Origin of the sequence: Amycolatopsis pittospori, assembly GCF_013870525.1 — a bacterium.
In the GTDB taxonomy this organism is placed as follows: domain Bacteria; phylum Actinomycetota; class Actinomycetes; order Mycobacteriales; family Pseudonocardiaceae; genus Amycolatopsis; species Amycolatopsis pittospori.
Map to the genome: position 1 here is coordinate 122,062 of NZ_JACBXD010000007.1, position 22,133 is coordinate 144,194.

General features: G+C 68.7%; 19 protein-coding genes, 1 pseudogene and 1 riboswitch. Of the genes and pseudogenes, 10 read left to right on the plus strand and 10 right to left on the minus strand.

All coding sequences use genetic code 11. The features are described 5' to 3' along the window. The first annotated feature begins 2 nt into the window (after positions 1–2). From H5J31_RS06065 to H5J31_RS06075, 3 genes are all read left to right on the plus strand, one after another. On the plus strand, positions 3–245 hold the full coding sequence (locus H5J31_RS06065) for a helix-turn-helix transcriptional regulator (protein ID WP_181771462.1): 243 nt from the start codon (positions 3–5) through the stop codon (positions 243–245). Next, positions 242–910 carry a hypothetical protein gene (locus tag H5J31_RS06070; protein WP_181771463.1) on the plus strand — a complete coding sequence of 223 codons (669 nt, stop codon included), beginning with the start codon at positions 242–244 and terminating at the stop codon, positions 908–910. Before H5J31_RS06065 ends, H5J31_RS06070 begins: the two co-directional genes overlap by 4 nt. Before the next feature lie 441 nt (positions 911–1,351). Beyond that, positions 1,352–2,620, plus strand: coding sequence for an HNH endonuclease signature motif containing protein (locus H5J31_RS06075; RefSeq protein ID WP_181771464.1), 1,269 nt, complete (start codon positions 1,352–1,354; stop codon positions 2,618–2,620). A 114-nt stretch (positions 2,621–2,734) separates the two neighbouring features. On the opposite strand, the pseudogene H5J31_RS06080 reads toward H5J31_RS06075, so the two are convergent. Beyond that, positions 2,735–3,375: pseudogene (locus H5J31_RS06080) on the minus strand (IS5 family transposase); the annotation flags it as partial. Positions 3,376–3,925: 550 nt separating this feature from the next. Beyond that, a riboswitch (cobalamin riboswitch) is annotated at positions 3,926–4,001 on the plus strand. A 53-nt stretch (positions 4,002–4,054) separates the two neighbouring features. Between H5J31_RS06080 and cobN the strand changes: the two are divergent. Further along, the gene (gene cobN / locus H5J31_RS06085; RefSeq protein WP_181771465.1) at positions 4,055–7,675 is read left to right on the plus strand and encodes a cobaltochelatase subunit CobN; all 3,621 of its coding nucleotides are present in this window, start codon (positions 4,055–4,057) and stop codon (positions 7,673–7,675) included. A gap of 201 nt (positions 7,676–7,876) precedes the next feature. Here cobN and H5J31_RS06090 read toward each other — a convergent pair whose 3' ends face one another. After that, complete coding sequence (locus H5J31_RS06090; RefSeq protein ID WP_181771466.1) at positions 7,877–8,965, minus strand: dihydrofolate reductase family protein; 1,089 nt, start codon at positions 8,963–8,965, stop codon at positions 7,877–7,879. Positions 8,966–9,092: 127 nt separating this feature from the next. On the opposite strand from H5J31_RS06090, the gene H5J31_RS06095 reads away from it, so the two are divergent. After that, positions 9,093–10,664 carry an ABC-F family ATP-binding cassette domain-containing protein gene (locus H5J31_RS06095; RefSeq protein ID WP_181771467.1) on the plus strand — a complete coding sequence of 524 codons (1,572 nt, stop codon included), beginning with the start codon at positions 9,093–9,095 and terminating at the stop codon, positions 10,662–10,664. A gap of 61 nt (positions 10,665–10,725) precedes the next feature. Here the strand turns inward: H5J31_RS06095 and paaE are convergent, their stop codons facing one another. Genes paaE through paaZ form a run of 6 tightly spaced genes read right to left on the minus strand, consistent with a single transcriptional unit; the run spans position 10,726 to position 16,391 of the window. After that, complete coding sequence (gene paaE, locus H5J31_RS06100) at positions 10,726–11,796, minus strand: 1,2-phenylacetyl-CoA epoxidase subunit PaaE (protein ID WP_181771468.1); 1,071 nt, start codon at positions 11,794–11,796, stop codon at positions 10,726–10,728. Position 11,797: 1 nt separating this feature from the next. Next, entirely contained in the window at positions 11,798–12,286 is a 489-nt protein-coding gene (paaD, locus tag H5J31_RS06105) for a 1,2-phenylacetyl-CoA epoxidase subunit PaaD (RefSeq protein ID WP_181771469.1), read from the minus strand. Next, positions 12,280–13,137, minus strand: coding sequence for a 1,2-phenylacetyl-CoA epoxidase subunit PaaC (gene paaC, locus H5J31_RS06110; protein WP_181771470.1), 858 nt, complete (start codon positions 13,135–13,137; stop codon positions 12,280–12,282). Before paaC ends, paaD begins: the two co-directional genes overlap by 7 nt. 1 nt (position 13,138) lies before the next feature. Beyond that, the gene (paaB, locus tag H5J31_RS06115) at positions 13,139–13,423 is read right to left on the minus strand and encodes a 1,2-phenylacetyl-CoA epoxidase subunit PaaB (RefSeq protein ID WP_005168080.1); all 285 of its coding nucleotides are present in this window, start codon (positions 13,421–13,423) and stop codon (positions 13,139–13,141) included. Then, a complete protein-coding gene (gene paaA, locus H5J31_RS06120; protein ID WP_181771471.1) occupies positions 13,420–14,364 on the minus strand; it encodes a 1,2-phenylacetyl-CoA epoxidase subunit PaaA in 945 nt (314 codons plus the stop codon). Before paaA ends, paaB begins: the two co-directional genes overlap by 4 nt. Next, positions 14,361–16,391 carry a phenylacetic acid degradation bifunctional protein PaaZ gene (gene paaZ, locus H5J31_RS06125; RefSeq protein WP_181771472.1) on the minus strand — a complete coding sequence of 677 codons (2,031 nt, stop codon included), beginning with the start codon at positions 16,389–16,391 and terminating at the stop codon, positions 14,361–14,363. Before paaZ ends, paaA begins: the two co-directional genes overlap by 4 nt. Positions 16,392–16,595: 204 nt before the next feature. Between paaZ and H5J31_RS06130 the strand changes: the two genes are divergently transcribed. The 3 genes from H5J31_RS06130 to H5J31_RS06140 are packed head-to-tail and all read left to right on the plus strand — an operon-like array spanning position 16,596 to position 18,894. After that, positions 16,596–17,018: a hotdog fold thioesterase gene (locus H5J31_RS06130; protein ID WP_181771489.1), complete on the plus strand. Its 423-nt coding sequence runs from the start codon at positions 16,596–16,598 to the stop codon at positions 17,016–17,018. 2 nt (positions 17,019–17,020) lie between these two features. Further along, the gene (gene paaK, locus H5J31_RS06135; protein ID WP_181771473.1) at positions 17,021–18,304 is read left to right on the plus strand and encodes a phenylacetate--CoA ligase PaaK; all 1,284 of its coding nucleotides are present in this window, start codon (positions 17,021–17,023) and stop codon (positions 18,302–18,304) included. Then, the gene (locus H5J31_RS06140; RefSeq protein WP_181771474.1) at positions 18,301–18,894 is read left to right on the plus strand and encodes a TetR/AcrR family transcriptional regulator; all 594 of its coding nucleotides are present in this window, start codon (positions 18,301–18,303) and stop codon (positions 18,892–18,894) included. The genes paaK and H5J31_RS06140 overlap by 4 nt, the downstream gene beginning before the upstream one ends. Before the next feature lie 4 nt (positions 18,895–18,898). Here the strand turns inward: H5J31_RS06140 and H5J31_RS06145 are convergent, their stop codons facing one another. Then, complete coding sequence (locus tag H5J31_RS06145; RefSeq protein ID WP_181771475.1) at positions 18,899–19,177, minus strand: hypothetical protein; 279 nt, start codon at positions 19,175–19,177, stop codon at positions 18,899–18,901. A gap of 124 nt (positions 19,178–19,301) precedes the next feature. On the opposite strand from H5J31_RS06145, the gene H5J31_RS06150 reads away from it, so the two are divergent. Then, a complete protein-coding gene (locus H5J31_RS06150; RefSeq protein ID WP_181771476.1) occupies positions 19,302–19,967 on the plus strand; it encodes a TetR/AcrR family transcriptional regulator in 666 nt (221 codons plus the stop codon). Here the strand turns inward: H5J31_RS06150 and H5J31_RS06155 are convergent. After that, the gene (locus H5J31_RS06155) at positions 19,894–20,922 is read right to left on the minus strand and encodes an AraC family transcriptional regulator (protein WP_181771477.1); all 1,029 of its coding nucleotides are present in this window, start codon (positions 20,920–20,922) and stop codon (positions 19,894–19,896) included. The two genes, H5J31_RS06150 and H5J31_RS06155, sit on opposite strands and share 74 nt — an antisense overlap. A 77-nt stretch (positions 20,923–20,999) precedes the next feature. On the opposite strand from H5J31_RS06155, the gene H5J31_RS06160 reads away from it, so the two are divergent. Next, positions 21,000–22,103, plus strand: a complete 1,104-nt coding sequence (locus H5J31_RS06160) for a winged helix DNA-binding domain-containing protein (RefSeq protein ID WP_181771478.1) — start codon at positions 21,000–21,002, stop codon at positions 22,101–22,103. The last annotated feature ends 30 nt before the right edge of the window (positions 22,104–22,133 follow it).

The following is a 22,133-nucleotide window of genomic DNA, read 5'->3' on the forward strand; positions in this document are numbered from 1 at the left end:
TCATGAGCGAGGTCGTTTACAACCGGATCGCGATGTTGCGGGCGGAACGGGGCATCTCCCGCCGCGAGCTCGCCGATGCGCTGGGCGTGCACTACCAGACCATCGGCTACCTCGAGCGCGGCGAGTACAGCCCGAGCCTCTACCTCGCCCTGCGGATCGCGACGTTCTTCGAGGTCGCGGTGGAGATCATCTTCTCCACCGCGCCCTTCCCGCGGATCGGCGATTCTTCGGAGCGTTCGGCATGACGATGCTGGAGCGGGCGCACGCGCACGCGGTCCGGCTGGGGCGGGACCGGATCGGCGGAGAGGAACTCCTGCTCGCCGTACTGGACACCGCCATCGGCCACCTCGTCCTGATCGGCCTGGGAATCTCGCAGGACGTCCTGGTGTGGCAGTTGTCGAAACTCGACGTGCTTCCGGCTTCCGGTTCCTTCGAGGACCACGCGGTCACCGCCGAAGCCCTCGACGTCCTTAGTTCCTCATCCGGCCCCGCCGAGACACTCATCGCCTTGCTGTCGGCCGGCGGTGGCGTGGCGCGCGTGCTGGGCGAACACGGTGTGACACCCGCGCTGGCCCAGGAAACCCACGATCGGATCCAGGCCCGCTTCGACGATGGCCGCAACTGGGGCAGCCGGACCATCACGCGTTCGACGAGTGCGGATCCGCCCGCCGACATCGACCTGCTCAGCGAGGAGATCGCCGAGCACCGGCGACGCAAGGAAGCCGCCATCGGAACGCAGGACTTCACCCAGGCGGCCGCCGTGCGCGACGCGGAAAGGGAGGTTCTCCGCGTGCGATCCGGGCTCGTCCGGGAGTGGGCCATGTCCGTCGATCCGGTGGACCTCGCGGAAGCGGTCGTCGCTTTGCGGGACGAGGTCGCGGCGCTTCGGGCGCAGCTCGAGCTCTCCTGATTTCGCATTTAGTCGACTAAATGCCATGCCTCCGCAAGGGTGGTCGACTCGCGATCGGTGGTGGCCGTCGTGCTCACCGCAAGGAAACGGTCCTCCGCGCCACCCAGAAGCCGAAGCACCCGTTCCGACACAAGCCACACCCGCCGCATTTAGCCGACTAAATGCCATACCTCCGCAGGGTGGTCGAATCGCGGGGATCGACTCGCGATCGGTGGCGGCCGTCGTGCTCGCTGCAAGGAAACGGGTCCTCCGCGCCACCCAGAAGCCGGAGCGCCAGCTCGGACACAGGCCACACCCACCGCATTTAGTCGACTAAATGCGATGCCTTCGCACGGTAGTCGAATCGCGATGACCGGATCACCCTTCAGTGGTATCCGCACCATTTCTCGGTTGCGTAAAATTACGAACACGTGTTCGATCGAGGCGTGGTATTATTGAGGGGTGTCCGAGACCGAGGTTCCCGTTCTTCCTGAGCTGCCGCAGGAGTTGTGGCGTGCCGGGAAACTGGAGCTTGCCCATGGGGCGCGACACTTCCTGCAAGTGATGCGGGTCGCCGCCGCCGGACTGGGGCGGTTCTTGGCGGAGATCGAGTCTCGGGGCGCGAAGGATTTGTACGGTTATGGGACTACGGAGGCGTGGTTCGCTGATCTCGCGGGTCTGACCCGTGGTGAGGCGGGGGATGTGGTGAAGCGTGCGGTCGCGTTGAATCCGACGCGTGCGCTTGATGGCACCGAAGTCCCGCCATTCGCGCCTGCCACTGCGGCTGTCGCGGCCGAGGGGCTGGTCGGTGACGAGCGGATCGATCAGATTCTGAAGGCACTGCAGCAGATCCCGGCCGAAACCTCGGTGGAGGATCGGGCGTGTGCGGAGAACCAGCTCGCGAATCTCGGCCGTGACGCCGGGCCCTCGGAGATCGCGAAATGTGCGAAGCAGATGCTGGCGTGGCTCGACCCCGACGGCAAAGAGCCGAAGGATCCCGAACCTGCCCAGCCGCGCCGCGAACTCACTGTGGAGCGCCGCAAAGACGGCTTCTGGAACCTCAAAGGCCTGTTGGACGATGAACTCGGCGCCCGCACAGCAGCGTTCATCGAGGCCTACTCCAAACCCCGCCCGACCGACGAGTTCGGCGAGGCCGATTGGCGGACCAAGCCCGAACGTCAAGGTGACGCGTTCGCTGATCTGCTGGATCTGGCGATCGCTTGCCCGGATCAGCCCGGGACCAACGGTTACCGGACCCTGGTGCACGTCACCATCGGACTTGAGGAGCTCAAAACCGGGCTTGGGACCGCCTGCCTCGATTTCGTCGGGGAGATGACCGCCCGCGACGCCCGCATGGCCGCCTGCGACTGCCTCATGCTCCCCGTCGTCCTCAACGCCGCCGGAGAGCCCCTCGATGTGGGACGGCTCAGACGCTTCGTCACACCCGGCCAACGACGTGCCCTGAACATCCGCGACGGCGGCTGCGCCTTCCCGGGCTGCCACCGACGGCCGAAGGGCTGTCACGCACACCACATCCACCACTGGGCAGACGGCGGACGGACCGACCTCCGCAACCTCGTCCTACTCTGCAGCTTCCACCACCGCCTGATCCACCACGGCGAATGGGAAGTCCGCATGGCGGCCGACGGGCTACCCGAGTTCATCCCACCCCAGTACCGGGACCCGCTACGAAGTCCCCGGCGCAACACCCTCCACCGCGCCGCAGCATGACCCCGCACGACCCGAAGAGCCCGTCGGCGACGGGCCCTTCGGCATGCCCACCTCACCGCACCGGGCCTCGCAGGTCGTGAGCGGCGATTCGGGTTAGGCGTGTCCTGTGGATCTTCATCGGAGGTGGAGGACGATGCAGGCGAGGATGATCTCGGCGCGGTGGTAGGCGGCTCGTTTCGCGAACCTGGTGGCCAGGCCACGGAATTGTTTGAGCCAGTTGAAGCATCGCTCGACCACGTTGCGGAGCTTGTAGAGGTCGGGGTCGAAGGCCGGTGGCCTGCCACCCGCGCTGCCTCTGGCGTTGCGGCGGGCGACCTGGTCGGCGCGTTCGGGGATGGTGGCGTTGATCCGGCGTTCCCGTAGCGCAGTGCGGGTGCTGTGGGGTGGGTGTAGGCCTTGTCGGCCAGCACCCGCCCGACCCGCACTCTCCGCCCGTCCACGTCGAGGTCCCGAATCTCGTCCAGCAGCGGCAGCGGCTGCGGGTTGTCCCGGGGTGAGGATCACCGCCAACGGCAGCCCCGCGGCGTCGACGGCGAGGTGGATCTTGCTTGTCAGTCCGCCTCGGGAGCGTCCGAGGTATTCCCCGTCGATGACGAGGTCTTCGATCCAGTCCGCGCAGCCCCCTTTTTTCCGGGCGCAGGCCGCGCGCTGAGGATCCGGTCCCATGTCCCGTCCGCGGTCCACTTCCGCAATCGCTCATGCGCAGTCTTCCACTGCCCATAGCGTTCCGGCAGATCACGCCACGGCGCACCGGCTACCCCGCTGCCCCGTCTCCGCAGGCAGCAACGGCGCGATCACCGCCCACGCCCTAGGCGAAGAGGTGTTCAGAACCTACGGTGGCCGGGTCGGGACCGTGTTCCGTGAAAGCCTTCTCAGCCGCCCTTGACAGACGGTTGCGGAGCGCGCCACAAGCTGATCCTCGTAACCGGCTACAGCTCCACGACCCGAGCGACCCGACCACCCCGAACCTGCCTCATAGCGGCCACCACCGGCACCGCGCTGGGCGCCGCTCTGCTATCCGACGGACCAGGCCGGCGAGGCACGATCGTCCTGGCCGTGGGCGCGTGGGTCCTGATGTCGCTGGACGACAGATGGGGCACGCCGGCGGCGGTGTTCGCCTCGGCCGTCCCGGGATCCGCTCCGGCTGTCGGCGGTACTCGCGCCACCGCACGCGGGCCCGTTGTCGCCGAATCTACGCACCCGCCACGCGGACGTCGACGGCTCCGGCCGCACCGCACCGAACATCACCTTGACTCCCGCCGGACCGCACCGGAGAGTGAGCGGGAACCCACGCGTCGGCAGAGGGAGGAACCCGGTGAGAGTCCGGGGCGGTCCCGCCACTGTCACCCCTCGCAGCCGAAAGAGGGGAAGCCAGGAACTCCGGCCGGCGCGACCGCACGACCCGGGGCGCGGACACCCCGAGTGAGGACTGCCGTGATCCTGCTTCTGTCCACATCGGACACCGACCTGCTCAGCGCACGTGCCAGTGAGGTCGATTACCGGCTGGCCAACCCCGCCCGGCTCGACCTGGGCGAACTGCCCGGGCTGCTCGACGGCGCCCAGATCGTCGTCGTCCGGATCCTCGGGTCGGAGCGCAGCTGGCAGGAAGGCCTCGACACGGTCCGCGCGAGTGGCGCGCACGTGGTCGTCCTCGGCGGCGAGCAGACGCCGGACGCGCAGCTCATGAAGCTGTCCACGGTCCCGGCGGGTACGGCGGCGGAGGCCCACGCGTATCTCGCGCAGGGCGGGCCGGAAAACCTCACGCAGCTGCATCGCTTCCTGAGCGACACGGTGCTGCTCACGGGTGACGGCTTCGAGCCGCCCGCGGTGCAGCCGTTGTGGGGGGTCCTCGAACGCGACCCCTCGCGCAACGAGGGTCCGGTCATCGCGATCCTTTACTACCGCGCGCATCACCTGTCCGGGAACACCGAGTTCGTCCACGCCCTTTCCGACGCGATCGAGGACGCCGGGGGCCGCGCGCTCCCGATCCACTGCGCGTCCCTGCGCACGCGTGAGCCGGAGATGATGGCCGAGCTCGCCAGGGCCGACGCGCTGCTCGTCACCGTCCTGGCGGCCGGTGGCACCAAACCGTCCGGGGCCGGCGCGGGCGGGGACGACGAGGCGTGGGACGTCGCCGAAATGGCGGCGCTCGACATCCCGATCCTGCAGGCGCTCTGCCTCACCAGCGATCGCGAGACGTGGTCGGGGAACGACGACGGCCTCTCCCCGCTCGACGCGGGCAACCAGATGGCCGTCCCCGAGTTCGACGGCCGCCTGATCACCGTCCCGTTCTCGTTCAAGGAGATCGACGACGACGGCCTCCCGAAGTACGTACCCGACGCCGAGCGCGCGTCGAGGGTCGCCAAGATCGCGCTCGCTCACGCGCGTCTGCGGCACACGCCGCCCCATGAGCGCAAGATCGCGCTGATGCTGTCGGCGTACCCGACGAAGCACTCCCGCGTCGGCAACGCCGTCGGTCTCGACACCCCGGCGTCCGCGATCGAGTTGCTGCGCCTCATGCGCGACAGGGGCTACGACCTCGGCGAGGAACCGTTCCCCGGCGTCGAGCCCACCGGCACCGACCAGCCCGACGGCGACGCGCTGATCCACGCGCTCATCGCGGCGGGCGGGCAGGACCCGGAGTGGCTGACCGAGGAACAGCTGTCCGGCAACCCGATCCGCGTCAGCACCGCCCAGTACCGGGAGTGGTTCGCCGAGCTGCCCGCGGAGCTGCGCGAGGGGATGGAGGAGCACTGGGGTCCCGCCCCCGGCGAGCTCTACGTCGACAACGGCGACATCGTCCTGGCGTCCCTGCAGTCGGGCAACGTCATCCTGATGATCCAGCCGCCCCGCGGGTTCGGCGAGAACCCGGTGGCGATCTACCACAACCCGGACCTCCCGCCGAGCCACCATTATCTGGCCGCCTACCGCTGGCTGGAGCAGGAGTTCGGCGCGCACGCCGTCGTCCACCTGGGCAAACACGGTTCGCTCGAATGGCTTCCCGGCAAGACCGCGGGCCTCTCGGATTCCTGTGCGCCGGACGCGGTCCTCGGGAACCTTCCGCTGATCTACCCGTTCCTGATCAACGACCCGGGCGAGGGCGCGCAGGCGAAACGGCGCGCGCACGCCACGATCGTCGACCACCTGATCCCGCCGATGGCCCGCGCCGAGAGCTACGGCGACATGGCCCGCCTGGAACAGCTTCTCGACGAGCACGCCAACATCGCCGCGATGGACCCGGCGAAGCTGCCCGCGGTCCGCGCGCAGATCTGGACGCTGATCCAGGCCGCGAAGCTCGACCACGACCTCGGCGTCGAGGAACGTCCGCACGACGCGGAGTTCGACGACTTCCTCCTGCATATCGACGGCTGGCTGTGCGAGGTCAAGGACGCCCAGATCCGCGACGGCCTGCACATCCTCGGCGCGGCACCGGAAGGCGAGGCGCGGATCAACCTCGTGCTCGCGATGCTGCGCGCCCAGCAGATGTGGGGCGGCAAGCAGGGGGCCGTCCCGGGTCTGCGTTCGGCCTTGGGGCTGAAGGAGAACAGCGACGCTCCACTGTCCGAAGTGGACGCGATCGAGCAGAACGCCCGCTCGCTCGTGGAGGCGATGGAGGCCAGGGACTGGTCCCCCGCCGCCGTCGCCGAGGTCGTCGCCGACGTGCCGGAACACCAGGACGTCGCCCGCGTGCTGACCTTCGCCGCCACGGAGATCGTGCCGCGTCTGGCGGGCACCAGCGGCGAACTCGACGCCGTGCTGCACGCCCTCGACGGCGGTTACATCCCGGCCGGCCCCAGCGGGTCTCCCCTGCGCGGCCTGATCAACGTCCTGCCGACCGGCCGCAACTTCTACACCGTCGACCCGAAGGCCATCCCGAGCCGTCTCGCCTGGGAGACCGGGCAGGCGCTCGCCGACTCGCTTCTCCGCCGCTACAAAGACGACAGTGTTTCTCCCGCCCCCCTCTCCGAGGATCCCACCCCCCGTGGCGACTGGCCGCGGTCGGTCGGCCTGTCGGTCTGGGGAACATCGGCCATGCGCACCTCGGGTGACGACGCCGCGGAAGTCCTGGCCCTGCTGGGTGTCCAGCCGGTCTGGGACGAGGCGTCGCGCCGGGTCACCGGGATCGAGGCGATCCCGCTCGCCGAACTCGGCCGTCCCCGGATCGACGTCACCGTGCGGATCAGCGGGTTCTTCCGCGACGCCTTCCCGCATGTGATCACCCTGATGGACGACGCCGTCCGGCTCGTGGCGAACCTGGACGAACCGGACGAGCAGAACTTCGTCCGCGCCCATTCCCGGGCGGATCTGGCCGCGCACGGCGACGAACGCCGTGCCACCACGCGGATCTTCGGCTCCAAGCCGGGTGCGTACGGCGCGGGCCTGTTGCCGCTGATGGATTCCGGGAACTGGCGTGACGACAAGGATCTCGCCGAGGTCTACGCCGTGTGGGGCGGGTTCGCCTACGGCCGCGACCTCGACGGCAGGCCCGCACGCGAGGACATGGAGAACTCGTACAAGCGGATCGTGGTCGCGGCCAAGAACACCGACACCCGCGAGCATGACATCGCCGACTCCGACGACTACTTCCAGTACCACGGCGGGATGATCGCGACGGTCCGCGCACTGACCGGGACCGCTCCGGCGTCCTACGTCGGCGACAGCACCACCCCGGACGCCGTCCGCACCCGCACCCTCGGCGAGGAGACCGCCCGCGTCTTCCGCGCCCGTGTGGTCAATCCGCGCTGGCTGGCCGCGATGCGCAAACACGGCTACAAGGGCGCGTTCGAGCTGGCGGCGACGGTCGACTACCTCTTCGGTTTCGACGCCACCGCCGGGGTCGTGGGCGACTGGATGTACGAAAAGCTCACCGAGTCCTACGTCCTCGACGAGGTCAACCAGGAGTTCCTTCGCCAGGCCAATCCGTGGGCACTGCGCGGCATCATCGAGCGGCTGAACGAAGCGGCCGATCGGGGGCTCTGGGCGGAGCCGGACGCCGACCTTTTGGCTCAGCTGCGCGAGGTCTACCTCTCGTTGGAGGGCGACCTCGAATCCTGACGTCACCCGCTGGAGCAGCCCCTTGGCCCTCCCGGCGGTACCACTGTCGTATGCGCAGAACTTAGCGTGACAGGGGCGGTGGGACGTCAATGATCGGGAGGACAGCGATGATCAAGCGTCTGTTGAAGGTCGTGCTTCGCCACGGTTGCTGCTCGGCGTGCACGGGTCAGGGCTGCGGCTGCTGCAGCGCCTGTAAGTAGCTCAGGGGCGGACACCCGCGATATGGGTGTTCGCGCGGCGGACGTCGGCGGCGAGGGCCGGCACCTCGATCACCCGGCGTCCGGCCGCCTCCAGCGTTTCGGCGCCGACGCAGTCGACGAACACCGACGGCTCGCGCCAGGCGAACACGACGCGCGGGATACCGGCGTCGAGGATGAGCTGGGTGCAGCTCCTCGGATGTGAGGTCCGGGAGCTGCACGGCTCCAGCGAGGTGTACATCGTCGCGCTCGCCAGCCTCGGATCTCCCGGTTCGAGTTTCGCGAGCGCGGCTTCCTCCGCGTGGTTGTCGGGATCGCCGTCGCCCGAGTAGCCGGTCGAGATCACTTCGCCGTCGGCGCCGGTGATGACCGCGCCGACGCGGAACGTGCGCGGCGGGCCGTTCTCGGCCAGCGCGATGGCCTCACGCAAGCGCAGAATGTCCACTTCGGACGGTTCCGGCGTCGCATGGTATTCCAGCACGGCGATGTCGCCGAGTCGCGTGGTGCCGGTGAGTGTCAGCCCGCGCGGGAACGCGCCGGGTCCGGTGAAACGCGGCGCACGCGGGTCGCCGACGAAGAACGGCGCGACGGCCAGGTGCAGTTCGTCGACGAGGCCTTCGGTGAGGAACTGCGTGTGGATCGCGCCGCCGCCCTCGACCATCAGCCGCCGCACGCCACGTGCGTGGAGATCGGCCAGCAGCGCGCGAAGGCCGACCAGTTCGACGACGGTCGCCTTCACGCCCGAGACGACGCCGGGAGGCGCGTAAACCAGCTTCTCGGCGTCACCGACGGTGAAGAACTGGGCCGCCGGATCGAGTGTCCCGCTCCGGGTCAAAGTCACCTTGACGGGTTGTTCCGGCCGCCCCGCGGCGACGCGCTCGGCGACGAGCTCCGGCGAGCGGACCAGCAACCGGGGATTGTCGGCGCGCACCGTGTTGGCCCCGACCAGGATCGCGTCCGAGGTCGCGCGCAGGCCGTCGACCCGGGCCCAGTCGTCCTCGTTGGACAGCACCAGCCGGGTGTCGGTCGCGTCGTCGAGGTAGCCGTCCAGCGAGACCGCGGCGGAGAGCAGGACGTGCGGGCGTTCGATCACGTCGCCAGTATGCCCCGAAACCTAACGCAAAATCAGTTGCATTAGTCCGTGGCGGTCGTTTAGCCTGGTCCCATGATCCTCTGAGACGAACCTGCGCCCTCATCCCACCTCCTTCGCAGGGAGTCTCATGTCTTCTTCTCTGACGCTGTCCGACGTCACCTTCACCTGGCCGGACGGCGCTCCGGTCTTCGAACACCTCTCGCTCACCGTCCCCACCGACCGCACCGGTCTGGTCGGCACCAACGGTTCCGGTAAGTCCACGCTGCTCAGACTGCTCGCGGGCGGGCTTCGGCCCGAGTCCGGCTCGATCACCGCACCGGGTGAAATCGGCTATCTACCGCAGAACCTGGTGCTGGACACCGGACGCCGCGTCGACGACGTGCTGGGCGTCACCGCGATCCGCACGGCGTTGAAGGCCGTCGAGAGTGGCGACACCACCGAAGCGCACTTCGCCACCATCGGCGACAACTGGGACGTCGAGGAACGCACCCGCGCGATCCTCGACAGGCTAGGCCTGGGCGCCCTACGCCTGGACCAGCGGGCGGGTGAACTGTCCGGCGGCGAAATCACACTGCTCGGGCTGGGCGCGCTGCTCCTGCGCCGTCCCGCCGTGCTGCTGCTCGACGAGCCGACGAACAACCTCGACCTGCGGGCACGGGCACTCGTGCACCGTGAGGTGGAGAGCTGGAAGGGGATCCTCGTGGTCGTCTCGCACGATCGCGAACTACTCCAGTCGGTCGACCGCATCGCCGAGGTCCGCGACGGCGAAGTCACCCTCTACGGCGGCAACCTCGTGGACTACGAGCAGGCCGTCGAGGTGGCGCAAGAGGCCGCGCGGCGGCACGTCCGGGCCGCCGAATCCGATGTCAAACGTCAGAAGCGGGAGTTGATCGAGGCGGGGATGAAACTCGCCCGGCGCGCCCGCTACGGCCAGAGGATGTGGGAACAGAAGCGCGAACCCAAGGTACGGATGCGCAAACGCCAGGAGGACGCGCAGATCGCCGCGGGCAAGTACCGGATCCTGCATACGGACAGGCTGGAGGACGCCGTCGAGACGCTGAAGGCCGCCGAGGAGCTCGTGCGTGAGGACGCCGAGATCCGCGTCGAACTCCCGGAAACCCTGGTCCCACCGGGAACCGACGTGCTCCGGATCGACGCCGTGCCCCGCTTCGGCCCGCCGGCGAATCTTCATGTCATGGGTCCCGAACGGATCGCGCTCGTCGGCCCGAACGGGTCGGGGAAGACCACCCTGCTCCGCACGATCACCGGCGAACTCCCGCCACGATCGGGCGAGGCCGGGCTGTTCGTCCCCGCCCGGCTGCTCCCCCAGCGGCTCGACGTCCTCGACGACAGGTTGTCCATTGTGGACAACGTTCGTCTCGTCGCGCCGTCACAGACGGACAACCAGATCCGCGCGAGGCTAGCGCGGTTCCTGTTCCGGGGAGCGAAGGCCGACCGCGAAGTGGCGTCGTTGTCCGGCGGGGAACGGTTCCGCGCTTCGCTGGCGGCGTTGCTGCTCACCGAACCGACGCCGAAACTCCTGCTGCTCGACGAGCCGACGAACAACCTCGACCTGGCGAGTGTCCGCCGGCTCACCGAGGCGTTGAGGGCCTACCGGGGCGCGCTGATCGTGGCGAGCCACGACCGCCCGTTCCTGAAGGACATCGGCATCACCCGGTGGGTGGAGCTCCGCGTTTAGTCCTCTGAATGCGGTAGTTGCGCACGCAAGTACCGCATCCAGAGGACTAAACGCGGGAGGTCTAGGCGTCGAAGTCCACGGTGACGGCCTCGGAAATCGGCACGGATTGGCAGGTGAGCACGAAACCGGCGTCGACTTCGGCCTTCTCCAGGGCGAAGTTGCGCCGCATGTCCACCTTGCCGTCGCAGATCTTCGCCCGGCAGGTGCCGCACACCCCGCCCTTGCAGGCGAACGGCAGGTCCGGACGGTACTTCTGCGCGCCGTCCAGCAGGGAGGAGTTCCGCGGCAGCGTCATCGTCGTCGACCGGCCGTCGAGGACCAGCGTGACCTCGCTGGAGGACCCCACGACGGCCGGATCGACGTGACGCACCGGCTCCGGCGGAGTGTCCACATAGAACAGTTCCTGGTGGATGTTCTCGTCGGGGACGTCCAGTGAGCGCAGCAGTTCCTGCGCGCCGGTCACCATCTCGAACGGCCCGCACAGCCACCAGTGCGCGACGTCGGAGACCGGGATCAGCACGGTGCACAGGCGCCGCAGCTTCTCGACGTCGAGGCGTCCGGTGAACAGTTCGGCTTCGCGTGGCTCACGGGAGAGCACGTGGACGAGCTCGAGCCGTGCCGGGTAACGGTCCTTCAGATCCGCGAGGTCGTCGGCGAACATGACGGTGTCCGTGCGGCGGTTGCCGTAGAGCACGGTCACCGTCGCGTCGGAGTCGCCGAGCAGCGACGACGCGATCGACAGCACCGGCGTGATACCGGATCCGGCCGCGACCAGGACGTGGTGCCCGGCGGCTTCCAGATCGGGGGTGAAGTGCCCGGTCGGTGCCGCGACCTCGATCTCGTCGCCGGGGCGCACGTCGCGCACCAGCCACGACGAGAACAGTCCGCCCGGCACCTCGCGGACGCCGACTCGCGGTGCCGCGCCGGCGGGCGCGCAGATCGAGTACGACCGGCGCTCGTCGCGGCCGTCGATCTCGCGGCGCAGGGTCAGCGACTGACCGGCCTTGAAGTCGAAGACGTCGGCGAGGTCTTCGGGCACGTCGAAGGTGACCGCGACGGCGTCGTCGCACAGACGCTGGACGTCGGACACCGTCAAGGTGTGGAATCCCGTGCGGCGCAGGGTGGCGGTCACGCTAGATCTCCTTGACGTGTTCGAACGGTTCGAGACAGAAGCGGCAGCGGCGCAGCGCTTTGCACGCCGTCGCGCTGAACCGGGACTGCTCTTCGGTGTCCGCGGAACCACAATGGGGACAACGGACCGACGACACCGGCGCGCTCAACGTGAGCGGGATCGGGCCGGTCCGTCGCGGTGCGGCACCCGGCGGCGCGATACCGGCTTCCGCCAGTTTCCGTTTGCCGTCTTCGGTGATCCAGTCGGTGGACCAGGCCGGCTGCAGGACCGTGCGGACCTCGACCTCGCCGTAACCCGCGCCGGTGAGCGCGTGCACGAGGTCGTCGCGCATGGTGTCCATTGCCGGGCAGCCGGTGTAGGTCGGGGTGATCGCGACGACCACCCGGCCATCGGATTCGGACACTTCGCGCAGCACGCCGAGGTCGGCGAGGGTGAGCATCGGCAGTTCCGGATCGGTCACGGTGGCCGCCACGGCGTACGCGGTCACCATGTCGCGTCCGGGTGTTCCCTGGCGACACTCTGCAGTTCCGCCAGCAGGAAGCCCATCCGCTCGGTGTGCACACCGTCGCGGCCCATCCGGCCGGAGACTCCGGCGAGCGCGCCGACGTCGGGCCGTGTCAACCGGGCGGCGGCCAGCACCTGGTCGAGGATCGCGTCGAACTCGGGCCGCAGCGAGGGCGACTCGACGAACTCGACCTCGTGCGCGGTGAAGAGCTCACCCACATAAGGCCAGACCGAGTCCAGGCCTTCCTGCATGCGCTCATGGGACAACTCGGTTCCGTCGCCGAGCCGGACGGCCCACTGCGCGGCGTAGTCGCGGTGGTAGGCGACTTCCTTGACGCCCTTGTCCGCGATCGCCGCGAGTACGGGGTCCACAGAGGACTGCAGCTGCTGCAACAAGGCGAGCCGCCAGATGGAGAACACCAGCAGCCGGGCGACCAGGTGCCCGAAGTGCCCGCCTTCTAGTTCGGCGAGCCGGACGTTGCGGTACTCCTGCTCGCTCCGGAAGAACGCGTAGGAGTCCTCCGAGCGCTCGCTCCCGTCGGCCTTGCCCGCGCGGGCGAGCAGCAGGCGTGCCTGCCCGAGCAGGTCGAGCGCGATGTTGGCGATCGCGACCTCGTCTTCGAGTTCGGGAGCGTTCGTGCACCATTCCTGCAGCCGGTGCGAGAAGATCAGCGCGTCGTCGCCGAGCATCAGGCAGTAGGCCGCGAGCCGCGCACCGTCCACACCGGACGGGACCGTGGTGTCCACACCGGACAGCGGATCCTCGAAGCCGGTGCCGAAGGCCCAGCGGGAGTCGTTCTCCTCGGTGATCGCCTCGTAGGCGTTGTCGAAGCTCATGTCAGATGTGGGGAACGTTGTCGGGGATGTCGTAGAACGTCGGGTGCCGGTACACCTTGTCGCCGCTGGGCGCGAAGAACGGGTCCTTCTCGTCCGGCGAGGACGCCGTGATGTCCGACGCGCGCACGACCCAGATCGACACGCCCTCGTTGCGGCGCGTGTACAGATCCCGGGCGTGGTGCAGTGCCATGTCGTCGTCCGCCGCGTGCAGCGAACCCACGTGCACGTGGTTCAGGCCGCGCTTGCCCCGGACGAACACCTCGTACAACGGCCAGTCGTGCTTCATACCGAAGCCCCTTTCTTGGCGGCGTGGGCGGCCGCGGCTTCCCGCACCCACGCGCCGTCTTCCTGGGCCCGCCGCCGGTGCGCGATGCGCTGGGCGTTGCAGGGGCCGTTGCCCTTCAACACGTTCTTGAACTCGTCCCAGTCGACGGCGCCGAAGTCGTAGTGCCCGCGTTCGGCGTTCCACTTCAGGTCCGGATCCGGGAAGGTGACGCCCAGCGCCTCGGCCTGCGGGATGGACATGTCGACGAACCGCTGGCGCAGCTCGTCGTTGGTGTGGCGCTTGACCTTCCACGCCATCGACTGCGCGGTGTTCGGCGAATCCGCGTCCGGCGGGCCGAACATCATCAGCGACGGCCACCACCAGCGGTTCACCGCCTCCTGCACCATCGCGCGCTGCTTCTCGGTGCCGCGCATCATGGTCATCAGCAGTTCGAAGCCCTGCCGCTGGTGGAAGGATTCCTCCTTGCAGATGCGGATCATCGCTCGCGCGTACGGCCCGTACGAGCTGCGGCACAACGGGACCTGGTTGCAGATCGCCGCGCCGTCGACCAGCCAGCCGACCACGCCGACGTCGGCGAAGGTCAGCGTCGGGTAGTTGAAGATCGACGAGTACTTCTGCTTGCCGTTGATCAGCTTGTCGGTCAGATCCGCGCGGTCGGCGCCGAGGGTGGCCGCCGCCGAGTACAGGTACAGGCCGTGCCCGGCCTCGTCCTGCACCTTCGCGAGCAAGATCGCCTTACGCCGCAAGGAAGGCGCGCGGGTGATCCAGTTGCCCTCGGGCTGCATGCCGATGATCTCCGAATGCGCGTGCTGCGCGATCTGCCGGATCATCGTCTTGCGGTAGCCCTCGGGCACCCAGTCGCGCGGTTCGATGCGCTGGTCGCGCTCGATGGTGTGCTCGAAGTGCCGTTCGAGGTCTTCCTCGGGCAACGTGGCCGTCATGACTGCTCCTTCGACACCAGGGTCAGCACGTCGTACTTCGCGACCGAGTCGCCATCCTGGTTGGTCACGTCGGCGTCCCAGCGGACCTCGCCGTATTCCTGGTCGATCCGCGGGGTGATCTGCTTCGCGGTCAGGGTCACCGTGAGGGTGTCGTCGACCTTGACCGGGGTGAGGAACCGCAGGTTCTCCAACCCGTAGTTGGCCAGCACCGGGCCGGGCTCCGGGGACACGAACAGGCCGGCGGCGAAGGACACCACGAGGTACCCGTGCGCCACGATCCCGCCGAACAGCGGGTTCGCCGCGGCCGCTTCGGGGTCGGTGTGGGCGTAGAAGGTGTCGCCGGTGAACTCGGCGAAGTGGTCGACGTCGGACTGCAGGACCGTGCGCGGTCCCGCGACCACGGAATCGCCGATCTTCAGTTCCGCCAACGACTTCCGGAACGGGTGGACGTCGCCTTCGGTGCGCGGCGCGCCGGTGACCCAGCGGCCGGTGACCGTGCTGAGCACCTTCGGGCTGCCCTGGACCGCCGTGCGCTGCATATGGTGCAGCACGCCGCGGACACCGCCCATCTCCTCGCCGCCACCGGCGCGGCCGGGGCCACCGTGGACCAGCTGCGGCATCGGCGAGCCGTGACCCGTCGATTCCTTGGCGTCGTCGGCGTCGAGCACCAGCAGTCGGCCGTGATACGGCGCGACACCGAGGACGACCTCGCGGGCGAACTCGGCGTCGGCGGTGACGATCGAGCCGACCAGGCTGCCGCCGCCGCGTGCGGCGAGCTCGATGACCTGCTCGGTGGAGGTGTAGGGCAGCAGCGTCGACACCGGGCCGAACGCCTCGACCTCATGCGGCTCGGAACGCTCCGGGTCGGCCTTCAGCAGCACCGGCGAGATGAAGGCGCCGCGCTCGGCGTCCGCGCCGACGACGTCGACCTGCTCCGGGTCGCCGAACACGACCGTTCCGGCGTCCAGCAGCGCCTTGAGCGACCGCCGGACCTCCTCACGCTGCTCCAGGCTGGCCAGCGCGCCCATGCGGACACCCTCGGCCGTGGGGTTGCCGACGGTGGTCTTCGCCAGCCGCGCGCTCGCCGCCTCGGCGACGTCGTCCAGCAGCTCGGCGGGCACGAACGCACGGCGGATGGCGGTGCACTTCTGGCCCGCCTTGACCGTCATTTCGGTGGTCAGCTGCTTGACGAAGAGGTCGAACTCGGTGGTGCCGGGTTTGGCGTCCGGCCCGAGGATCGACAGGTTCAGCGAGTCGGCCTCGGCGTTGAAGCGGACGGAGTTGCGCACGATCGCCGGGTGCGCGCGGAGCTTCTGCGCGGTGGACGCGGAGCCGGTGAACGAGACGAGGTCCTGCGCGGTGACGTGGTCGAGCAGGTCACCGACACTGCCCGCGACGAACTGCAGCGTGCCCTCGGGCAGGATGCCGGACTCGATGATGATCTCGATCAGCCGCGCGGTGAGGTACGCGGTCTGGCTGGCCGGCTTGATCAGGCTCGGCACGCCGGCGAGGAACGCGGGCGCGAACTTCTCCAGCGGACCCCAGACCGGGAAGTTGAAGGCGTTGATCTGGACGGCGACGCCGCGCAGCGGGACGGCGATGTGCTGGGCGAGGAAGGTGCCGCCCTTGCTCAGCGGCTCGACGTTGCCGTCGACGTAGACGGTGTCGTTCGGCAGCTCCCGCTTGCCCTTGCTGGAGTAGGCGAACAGGACGCCGATGCCGCCGTCGATGTCGACCATCGAATCGCCCTTGGTCGCACCCGTCCTGGCCGACAGCGCGTACAGCTCGTCGCGGTGTTCTCGCAGGTGGGAGGCCAGCGCCTTCAGCAGCGCGGCGCGCTGGTGGAAGGTCAGCTCACGCAGCGCGGGGCCGCCGGTGCGGCGGCCGTACTCCAGCGCGGCGGCGAAGTCGATGCCGTCGGACGAGACCCGGGCGACCTCCTCGCCGGTCGAGGCGTCGTGCAGCGGTACGCCTTCTTTTTCCGCCGTGTGCCATCCGCCGGAGACGTAGCTGCGCAGCAATGCCATGGGGCGACCCTTCATGGTGGGATTAACAGACCGTCCGTTCAGTAATTCACTGTAGCTCCCGTCCGGGCGCTTGCAAACCCCCGGACGGCGGTGGACCCTTGACATCTACCCGGAGCCGAGCCTTTACTGGCGAACACCTTTAACAACCGTCCATTCGGTCAGTAACTCAGGGGTCGTGACTTGAGCGTCAACGCCGCGCACGCGATGTTCGCCGACGATCTGGCGTCGAACGCGCTGGGCATCGAGCTGGTCGAGGCCGCCGACGGGCGCGCCGTCGCCACCATGAAGATCACCGAGACGATGGTGAACGGCCACGACATCGCGCACGGCGGGTACGTCTTCCTGCTCGCCGACACGGCGTTCGCCTGCGCCTGCAACTCTGTCCACGCGTCCTCGGCGGGAGAAAGTACCTCGCGACGGCACGGCCCCGTCACCGTCGCGTCCGGCGCGGAGATCTCCTTCGTCGCCGCCGGCAAGCTCGGCGACCAGCTCATCGCCACCGCCACCGAGCGGACCCGTTACGGCCGCAACGGCATCTACGACGTCACCGTGCACCGGGAGACCCCCGAGGGGCCGGAGGTCGTCGCCGAATTCCGCGGCCGCAGCCGCACCATCGAGAAGGCGTGACGATGACTTTCAGCGATGACGCCGAAAACCTGACCATCGACGAACTCAAGGCGCTGCAGCTCACGCGCCTGCGGTGGACACTGCGGCACGCCTACGACAACGTGCCGTTCTACACCAGGAAATTCGACGAGGCCGGCGTCCACCCGGACGACTGCAAGGCACTGGAAGACCTGGCGAAATTCCCCTTCACCACCAAACAGGATCTGCGCGACAACTACCCCTTCGGCATGTTCGCCGTACCGGAGTCGCAGGTGAGCCGGATCCACGCGTCCAGTGGCACCACCGGGAAACCGACCGTCGTCGGCTACACCGCCGACGACATCGACACCTGGGCGACGGTGATGGCGCGGTCGATCCGCGCGGCGGGCGGACGGCCGGGCGACAAGGTCCATGTGGCCTACGGATACGGGTTGTTCACCGGCGGACTCGGCGCGCACTACGGCGCCGAAAAACTGGGCTGCACGGTGATCCCGGCGTCCGGCGGCATGACCGCGCGCCAGGTGCAGATCATCACCGACTTCAAACCCGAGATCATCATGGTCACCCCGTCGTACATGCTCACGCTGCTCGACGAATTCGAACGCCAGGGCATCGACCCGCAGGCGAGTTCGCTCAAGGTCGGCATCTTCGGCGCGGAGCCGTGGACCGAGCAGATGCGCACGGAGATCGAGGAACGCGTCGGCATCGACGCCGTCGACATCTACGGGCTGTCCGAGGTGATGGGCCCCGGCGTCGCGCAGGAATGCGTGGAGACCAAGGACGGGCTGCACATCTGGGAGGACCACTTCTACCCCGAGGTGATCGACCCGTTCACCGAGAAGCCCATCGACGACACCGGCGAACTGCTGTTCACCTCGCTCACCAAACAGGCGCTGCCGATCATCCGGTACCGCACCCGCGACCTCACCCGGCTCCTGCCGGGCACCGCGCGGCCGGCGTACCGGCGGATGGAGAAGGTGACCGGGCGCAGCGATGACATGATCATCCTGCGTGGCGTCAACGTCTTCCCCACGCAGATCGAGGAAGTCGTGCTGGTGACCCCCGCACTCGCTCCGCATTTCCAGCTGATCCGGTCCACCAAGGGCCGGCTGGACCAGCTGACGGTCCGCGTCGAGGCCCGTCCGGACGCGACCGCCGAACAGCGCGAACAGGCCGCCGCCCGGCTGATCGCCGGGGTCAAGGACGGGGTCGGCGTGAGCGTCGGCGTCGAGGTCGTCGACCCGGACACGCTGGAGCGGTCGCTGGGCAAGATGCGCCGCGTACTCGACGAGCGGGACCGCGGGTGACCACCCCCGCCCGCCGAGGGCGCCCCGGTTACGACCTCGAGTCGCTGCTGCAGGTCGCCGTCAAGCTGTTCAACGAACGCGGCTACGACGGCACGAGCATGGAGGACCTCTCCCGCAAACTCGGCATCACGAAGTCCGCGATCTACCACCACGTGCCGAGCAAGGAGGAACTGCTGCGGCTGTCGGTCGACCGCGCGCTGAACGGCCTGTTCGCCGTCGCCGCCGAGACCGAGTCCTTCGAGGGCAAGGCGATCGAGAAGCTGGAGCATCTGGTGCGGGGCAGTGTCCTCGTCCTGATCGACCAGTTGCCGTTCGTGACGCTGCTGCTGCGCGTGCGGGGCAACACCAAGGTCGAGCGGGCGGCGCTGGCACGGCGGCGCGAATTCGACCGGCTGGTGACGGATCTGGTGAAACAGGCCGAAACCGAGGGCGACGTGCGGCCCGACATCGATCCCGCGGTCACCGCGCGGCTGCTGTACGGCATGGTCAACTCGCTCATCGAGTGGTATCGGCCGCGGCGGGGTTCGGCGGGCACGGAACTGGCCGACGCGGTCTGCAAGATCGCCTTCGACGGTTTGCGGACGCAGTAACGGGCTACTCCCCCGCGGCCTTCGGCGGACGTCGCGCCTGCCAGATCAGCGCGTCCCGCAACTGCTGGATGAGCTGTTCGTCGTCGGCCTCCGACGGGTCGACGCCGAGCGGGATCCACCGCTCCCCGACCTTGGTGCCGTTCTCGAAACTGGTGATCACTATCCCCGCGTACGAGACGCATTCGTCGTCGACGTCACTCTCGATGCGGACGTCACGGTGCTGCAGCCGCACACTGACCCAGCGGCCGGCACGCCGGACCGGTTCGCGCTCAGCAGTGGCCATTCGTCCCTACCCATGCCGCCGGTCCCCCCGCCCCCAACGTCGCCCGAGGGGGCTCCGGGGTTACCGGCGGGTTGTTCCGGTTCAGTAACGGCAAACGGTCACCTGAAACGGTTACGCTCGGCCCATGAGCACCGATCCGGAGATCCGGCGGCGTCGCCTCGAACCGGCCGCGCGGCGGGCCGAGATCCTGGCCGCGGCACGGCGTCTGTTCGGCGCGGGCACCTACGCCTCGGTATCGACCTCGGACATCGCGAAGGCCGCCGGTGTGGCGAGGCCGTTGATCAACCACTACTTCGGCGGGAAACGCGAGCTGTATCTGGAAGTCGTCCGGCAGATGATGATCGTCCCGGCGCCGGTCATCGAGAACCTGCCCGACACCACCGCGGAGGACCGGCTCGCGATCAGCGTCCGGCATTGGATCGAGGTCGTCGAGCGCAACGAGCAGGCCTGGCTGACCGCGATCGGCCACGAGGCGGTGGGGCACGACCCGGACATCGAGCGGATCATGCTGGAGGCGGACGAGATCGCCGCCGACAGGGTGCTCGCGGCCGCGCTGATGAGCGACGTCACCGAGGGTCGCGAGGAACTCCGCGCGATGATCCGGTCGTATGGCGGGATGCTGCGCGCCGCGTCACGCGAATGGCTGATCCGCGGCACGCTCGGCCGCGAGGAGCTGCGGGTCTTCCTCACCGATTCGATCCTGCACCTGCTGCGGGTCACCTACCCGGCCGTGCTCGCGACGCGTTCCGACGGGCGTAGGCCGCCGGCGTCATCCCCTTCCAACGTTTGAAGGCGTAGATGAAACTCGACGCCTCGGCGTAGCCCAGCCGCAGCGCGACGTCCTCGACGCTGAGCGCTCCGGTGTCGAGCATCTCCTCCGCCAGCGCCTGACGGACCTCGTCCAGCAGCGCGCGGTACCCGGTCCCGGCCTCGGAAAGACGCCGTCGCAGCGTGCGCGGGCTGAGCGCGAGCCGCCGCGCGACCTCGTCCATCCCGGCGTCGACCCCGCCGAGCCGCACCAGCCGTTCCCGGACCTGCTGGGCGATCCCGGACCGTTCGCGTTTGCGGGAAACCAGCAGATCGCATTGCGCCGCGCAGACCGCGACCGTCTGGTCGTTGGCCTGCGGCAGCGGCTGTTCCAGGAACAGCGGGTCCAGGGTGGCGGTGTGCGCGGGTGCGGAAAACGACGGCGCCAAACCGAACGTCCGGACGTATTCATCCACAGTGGACGGACGGTCGTGCCGGAACGCCAAGGAGTTCAGGGAGATGTCCGGCAGGATGTCGCGCATGACCGTGTGGATGGCACCGAGGTCCCGCAGCACCAGGAAGCGCGCGACGTCGTCGGGCACGCGGCTGTCGTCCATGGTGAGCGCGAGCCGCCCGGCCTCGACGGTCACGTGCGGGATGCAGAAGGTGAAACTCAGGTCCAGGTATCGCAGCGCGAAACGCATCGCGTCGCCGAGGGTCGGGCTGCTGATGCACGCGAAGCCGAAGATGCCGAACGCGCTGACGCGGTAGCGCCTGCTCAGCCGGAGCGCGACGTCGTCCCCGCCACCGAGGCCGCGGATCAGCTCGCGGATCACCGCGAGTTCCTCGCGCGCTTCGACCTGACCGTCCACGGGGGCGTTCTTGTAGGGCTCCAGGTTCTCGACACCGTGCTCGGCGGCGAAGCGGGCCATGAGCACGATGCTCGCCGTGCCGCGTGGGTAGTCCCAGTCGCGGATCACCGGCGGCGGTAGTTCCATGGCCGGGATTATGGATCCCGGCCGGACTTCCCGCATTGAGGACCGTAACTGTCCTCGACTCCGATTAGGCTGACCGCATGTCCGACACGTTGAGCAGGCGCGCGCTGAACCGCGCCATGCTGGACCGGCAGCTGCTGCTCCGGCGTTCGAAGATGACCGCGCTCGAAGCGGTCGAGCACCTCGCCGGGCTGCAGGCGCAGGCGCCGAACCCGCCGTACTTCGCGCTGTGGACGCGGCTGCACGGTTTCCGCCAGGACGATCTGGCGAAGCTGCTGCTGGACAAGAGCGTCGTCCGGATCGCGCTGATGCGCGGCACGGTGCATCTGGTGACGCCGTCCGACGCGCTGGGCTGGCGGCCCATCGTGCAGCCCCTCTACGACCGCTCGATGACCGGCAACACCCAGTTCGGCCCTGACATCAAGGACCTCGACCACCAGGAGATCGCCCGTACCGCCCGCAAACTGCTCGGCGAACGGCCGCTTTCGTCGGCCGAACTCGGCGCGGAACTCGCGAAGCACTGGGAGGGCACGAGTCCGTCGGCTCTCGTGCACGTCGCGCGGGCCCTGTTGCCGCTGGTGCAGATCCCGCCGCGCGGCGTCTGGGGCAAGTCCGGGCAGCCGACCTATCTGACCGCCGAGGACTGGCTCGGCGCCGAACCGGACCCGGCGCCGTCACCGGAGCGGATGTTCCGGCGCTATCTGGCCGCGTTCGGGCCCGCCACGGTCCAGGACGCGCAGGCGTGGGCGGGGATCACGAAGCTCGGCGACGTCGCCGAGCGCCTGCGACCGGAACTGCGGACCTTCCGCGACGAGAACGGGCGCGAACTGTTCGACCTGCCCGACGCGCCGCGCCCCGACCCGGACACCCCCGCCCCGCCGCGGCTGCTGGGGCCGTTCGACCAGACCATCCTCTCCTACGCCGATCGAACCCGGGTGATCAGCGACGAGTACCGCAAGGTCGTCATCACCCAGAACGGACTGGTCAAAGGCACCGTCCTGGTCGACGGGTCCGTCAAGGGCTGGTGGGAGATCAAGGCGGCGAAGAAGGCCGCTTCGGTCGTCGTCACGCCGTTCGAGCGCATCCCGAAGCGCGACCTGGACGCCCTCGAAAGCTCCGCTCACCGCCTCCTGAGCTGGGCCCACCCGAAGGCAGAAACCCATTCGGTGCAATTAGTCCTCTGAATGCGTGGCCGAAAATCTCGATTGAGTGGC